This window comes from Burkholderia sp. HMSC10F09, from assembly GCF_001806955.1.
GTDB lineage: Bacteria > Pseudomonadota > Gammaproteobacteria > Burkholderiales > Burkholderiaceae > Burkholderia > Burkholderia multivorans.
On record NZ_KV786573.1, the window covers coordinates 1 to 5,772 of the forward strand.

The 5,772-nt window shown below is 69.8% G+C and carries 2 protein-coding genes; both read right to left on the reverse strand.

The features are described from left to right. On the reverse strand, positions 1–3,593 hold a 3,593-nt coding region (putA, locus tag HMPREF3115_RS05165; protein WP_070553603.1), incomplete at its 3' end, for a trifunctional transcriptional regulator/proline dehydrogenase/L-glutamate gamma-semialdehyde dehydrogenase. A gap of 331 nt (positions 3,594–3,924) precedes the next feature. Next, positions 3,925–5,772 (reverse strand): primosomal protein N' (locus tag HMPREF3115_RS05170; RefSeq protein ID WP_070553608.1); only part of this gene is annotated, 1,848 nt, incomplete at its 5' end.

The following is a 5,772-nucleotide window of genomic DNA, read 5'->3' on the forward strand; positions in this document are numbered from 1 at the left end:
ACCGCCGCGAGCTGCGCGCGTGCGCCGGACGGCGTCGCTGCGACGCACAGCACCGTGCCGCGCGGGCCGAGTGTATACGTGTTTCGCTCGCCCGTCGGCCCCGTCAGCACGGCGGTCGCGCCGGCCGGCACCTGCGCGAGGTAGCCGTCGCAGCGCGCGGCCAGCGCCGGCTCGCGCTGCTCGATCAGCCAGTCGCGCAGCGCCGTGAGCGCCGCCGCCGGGTGCGCACGCTCGCCGCCTTCCACCGCGCCGTCCGCGACGAGCGACTGCGCGAGCGAACGCGGCAGGCCCGACGGACGCGTCGCGAGCAGACGCTGCAGATACAGCGCCCCGCCGGCCTTCGGCCCGGTACCGGACAGCCCTTCGCCGCCGAACGGCTGCACGCCGACCACCGCGCCGATCACGTTGCGGTTCACGTAGATGTTGCCGACGTGCGCGCGCGAGATCACGTGCGCGATCGTCTCGTCGATCCGCGTATGGATCCCGAGCGTGAGGCCGTAGCCCGTCGCGCGGATCTGCTCGAGCAGCTTGTCGAGCTGGCTGCGGCGATAGCGCACGACGTGCAGCACGGGGCCGAACACTTCGCGCTTCAGTTCGTCGATGCTGCCGATCTCGATCAGCGTCGGCGGCACGAACGTGCCGTGCGCGCACGCTTCCGGCATCGCGAGCTGCGTGACCGCATGGCCCTTGTCCTTCATCGTCGCGATATGTGCGTCGATCGTGCGCTTCGCGTCCGCGTCGATCACCGGGCCGACGTCGGTCGACAGACGGTCCGGGTTGCCGAGCGACAGTTCCTGCATCGCGCCCTTGAGCATCGTCAGCGTGCGATCGGCGACGTCGTCCTGCAGACACAGAACGCGCAGCGCCGAACACCGTTGACCGGCCGAGTCGAACGACGACTGCATCACGTCCGCGACGACCTGTTCCGCGAGCGCCGACGAGTCGACGATCATCGCGTTCTGGCCGCCCGTCTCCGCGATCAGCGGAATCGGCTTGCCGTCCGGGTCGAGGCGCGTGGACAGCGTCTTGTTGATCAGGCGCGCAACCTCGGTCGAGCCCGTGAACATCACCGCGCGCGTGCGCGGATCGGCGACGAGCGCCGCGCCGACCGTCTCGCCGTCGCCCGGCAGCAGCTGCACCGCGCCGGCCGGCACGCCGGCCTCGCGCAGCAGGCGCACGGCCTGCGCGGCGATCAGCGGCGTCTGCTCCGCAGGCTTCGCGAGCACCGTGTTGCCGGCCGCGAGCGCGGCGGCGACCTGGCCCATGAAGATCGCGAGCGGGAAGTTCCACGGGCTGATGCAGACGACCGGGCCGAGCGGACGATGCGTATCGTTCGAGAATTCGCCGCGGATCTGCGCCGCGTAGTAGCGCAGGAAGTCGACCGCTTCGCGGATTTCCGCGATCGCGTTCGGCAGCGACTTGCCGGCTTCGCGCACGATCAGGCCCATCAGCGTGTGCATCTGCGCCTCGAGCAGATCGGCCGCGCGCACGAGGCAGTCGGCGCGTGCATCGACCGGCGTCGCCTGCCAGATCGGCGCGGCCGTGACCGCATGCGCGAGCGCCGCGCTCACGTGCTCGGCCGTCGCTTCGCTGACCGTGCCGACGATGTCGCGCTGGTCGGCCGGATTGCGTACGTCGCGCGCCGGCGCGTCGGCGAGCGCGTCGTCGGCAAGCATCGGCGCCGCGCGCCACGGATGATGCGCGCTCGCGAGCAGCGCGGACGACAGCGACGCGAGACGATGCTCGTTCGACAGATCGAGGCCCATCGAGTTGGGACGCTCGTCGCCGTACAGGTTGCGCGGCAGCGGAATCTTCGGATGCGGCGCGCCGAGCGGCACGACCTTCGATGCCTCGTCGACCGGATCGGCGACCAGTTCCTTCACCGAGACGGATTTGTCGGCGATGCGGTTCACGAACGACGTGTTCGCGCCGTTTTCGAGCAGGCGGCGCACGAGATAGGCGAGCAGCGTCTCGTGCGTGCCGACCGGCGCGTACACGCGGCACGGACGGTTCAGCTTGTCGCGGCCCGTGACTTCCTCGTACAGCGGCTCGCCCATGCCGTGCAGGCACTGGAATTCGTACTGGCCCGGGTAGTAGTTCTGGCCGGCCAGGTGATAGATCGCGGCCAGCGTGTACGCGTTGTGCGTCGCGAACTGCGGATACACGGCATCGGGCGCCGCGAGCAGCTTCTTCGCGCACGCCAGATACGACACGTCCGTGTAGATCTTGCGCGTGTAGACCGGATAGCCCTCGAGCCCGTCGACCTGCGCGCGCTTGATTTCGGTATCCCAGTACGCGCCCTTCACGAGCCGGATCATCAGACGATGACGGCTGCGGCGCGCGAGGTCGATCAGATAGTCGATCACGAACGGGCAGCGCTTCTGGTAGCCCTGCACGACGAAACCGATTCCGTTCCAGCCCGCGAGATCGGGATCGAAGCACAGCGCCTCGAGCAGGTCGAGCGACAGTTCGAGACGATCGGCCTCTTCCGCGTCGATGTTCAGGCCGATGTCGTAGCGGCGCGCGAGCAGCGCAAGCGCGCGCACGCGCGGCAGCAGCTCGGTCATCGTGCGTTCCTGCTGCGAACGCGAATAGCGCGGATGCAGCGCGGACAGCTTGATCGAGATGCCCGGCCCTTCGTAGATGCCGCGGCCGCCGGCCGCCTTGCCGATCGCGTGGATCGCCTGCTCGTACGACGCGTAGTAGCGCTGCGCATCCTCTTCGGTCGTCGCCGCTTCGCCGAGCATGTCGTACGAGTAGCGGAAGCCGCGCGCTTCGTACTTGCGGCTGTTCGCGAGCGCTTCGGAAATCGTCTCGCCGGTGACGAACTGCTCGCCCATCAGGCGCATCGCCATGTCGACGCCCTTGCGGATCAGCGGCTCGCCGCCGCGGCCGATCAGGCGCGTGAGCGCGGACGACAGCCCCGCTTCGCTGTTCGTCGTCACCAGCTTGCCGGTGATCATCAGCCCCCACGTCGCCGCGTTCACGAACAGCGACGGCGCATGGCCGACGTGCGAGCGCCAGTCGCCCTTGCTGATCTTGTCGCGGATCAGCGCGTCGCGCGTCGCGCGATCCGGGATGCGCAGCAGCGCTTCGGCGAGGCACATCAGCGCGACGCCTTCCTGGCTCGACAGCGAGAACTCGTGGATCAGCCCTTCGACGCCGCCGCCCGAGCTCTTCTCGCGCAGCGCCTCGACGAGCCTGGTCGCGAGCGACTGCACGTCGGCCTGCAGATTCGCGGGCAGACGCGCCTGGCCGATCAGGAACGGCACGCACTCCGGCTCGGGCCGGCGATACGCGGCCGTGATCGCCGCGCGCAGCACCGACTGCGGCTGCACGTTCTGCGCGAACTCGAGGAACGGGTGCGGCGAGTTGTCGTCCTCGCCGTCCGTCGCGTGCCCGTCGGCAAGATCCGCGACGCCGCTGTGGCCCGACAGCTCGGGCGGCAGCTGGCCGTGCTCGATCCGCTCCAGATACGCGAAGATCGCCTGCTTGATGAGCCAGTGAGGCGTGCGTTCGAGACGCGTCGCCGCATCTTTCAGACGTGAGCGGAGAAGGTCGTCGACTTTGACGCCGAGGGTCGTGCTTGCCATGGTGGGTTCATGCGCCGGCGCAAGGCCGGCAATGTGGTGTGAGAGGATGCGCGAAATCCTACGGCACGCAATAAAAAGGTGCAACCGAATTTCAAGACGGGTTGCACCATCGGTTTAATCAATATAATCAGACACTTATCCGGTCGCAACCTAGGGGTTGCCCGTGGTCGGCGAATCGGTGTTTTCCCTGATCGGACGCATTCGCGCACGGCCGCGCCGTCCGGCGTGCACGGACGGGCGACGAAAACGGGTTGCACTGGGATGGCCGCGTGGCCGCGGCGGGTGTAAGGAAGAAGCGGCGCCGGGAGCAAGCGCGCGCCGCTGCGGCGCGTCAGATGTCGAGCGGATCGACCTCGACGCTCCACCGCAGCACGCCCTTCAGCGCGCGCAGTTCCGGCTGCCATGCGCGGAGCGCATGCTGGAGCGCCGCACGCGACGCGCTTTCGAGCAGCAGCTGCGCACGATGGACGTTCGCGACCTTGACGATCGTCATCGGCACCGCATCGTAGACGGTCACGCGATCGGCGCCCGGCAGCCCGGGCAGCGCGGCCGCGGCCTGCTGCAGAAACGCGAGCGCGGCATCGAGCGTGCGCGCTTCCGCGCGCAGCAGCGCCTGATAGACGAACGGCGGCAAATGGGCGTCGCGACGCTCGCCGAGCGTCGAGTTCGCGAAGCCGACGTAATCCTGCCGCGCGAGCGCGTGATAGAGCGCGTGACGCGGGTAGCGCGTCTGCACGAGCACCTCGCCCGGCAGCCCCGCGCGCCCGGCGCGGCCGCTCACCTGCATCAGCTGCGCGAACAGCCGCTCGCTCGCGCGGAAGTCGTGCGAGAACAGCGCGGTATCGGCGTTGAGCACGCCGACGAGCGACACGCGCTGGAAATCGTGCCCCTTTGCGATCATCTGCGTGCCGACCAGGATGTCGACTTCGCCCGCGTGCACGTCGGAAAACAGCGCCTGGGCGCTGCCCTTGCGGCGCGTGCTGTCCGCGTCGATGCGCAGCACGCGCGCGCCCGGCACGGCTTCGGCGAGCGTCTCCTCGATACGCTGCGTGCCGCGCCCGAGCGGCGCGATGTCGACGTTGCCGCATTCGGGGCACGAGCGCGGAATGCGCGCTTCCCAGCCGCAGTGATGGCAGCGCAGCGCATGCTCGGGTTTGTGCAGCACGACATAGGCGCTGCAGCGCGGGCATCCCGCGACCCAGCCGCACGCGTCGCAGGCGAGCTGCGGCGCGTAGCCGCGCCGGTTCAGGAACACGAGGCTCTGCTCGCCGCGCTCGAGCCGCGTCTTCAGCGCGGCGATCAGCGGCCCGGACAGGCCGCCCGTCGATGCGCGCCCGCGCCGCCGCTCCTCTTCGAGGTCGATCAGCCGCACCGTCGGCAGCACCGCATCGGCCACCGCGCGACGCGACAGCGTGAGCCGCGTGTAGCGTCCCTGCTCGGCCTGCCACCAGCTCTCGAGCGAAGGCGTCGCCGAGCCGAGCACGACCGGAATGTCGAGATGCTTCGCGCGCCAAACCGCGAGATCGCGCGCCGAATAGCGCAACCCTTCCTGCTGCTTGTACGCCGGTTCGTGTTCCTCGTCGACGACGATCAGCGCGAGCGTCGGCAGCGACGCGAGCACCGCGAGCCGCGTGCCGAGCACGATGCGCGCGCGGCCCGTATGCGCGGCGAGCCAGTTGCGCGCGCGTTCGCCTTCGGCCAGGCCGCTGTGGAGCGTGACGATCGCGTCGTCGGCGAGCGTGCCCGCGAAGCGCGCGCGGAACGCGGCCTCGAACTGCGGGGTGAGGTTGATTTCGGGGACGAGCACGAGCGCCTGCGCATCGGGGCGCGTGTCGAGCAGCGACGCGAGCGCGTGCAGATAAACCTCGGTCTTGCCGCTGCCGGTCACGCCGTGCAGCAGGAACGGCGCGAAACCCCGCGCCGCGCGGATCGCGTCGAGCGCTTCCGCCTGCTGGTCGGTCAGCGCCGGCGGCACAGTTCTTCCACCGGTTGTCGACAGGTTATCCACACCGTTGGGCACAGAATTGCCCACAGCCGCGTCCGACCAGCCGATCTCCTGCACGTCGACCCAGCCGCGCGCCGCCCAGTCGTCGAGCGTCGCGGCCGCCTTCGGATGCAGCGCGCGCGCGTCGGGCAGCGTCAGCGCGTCCGCGTCGGCGAGCGCCTGCGCGAGCCGCCG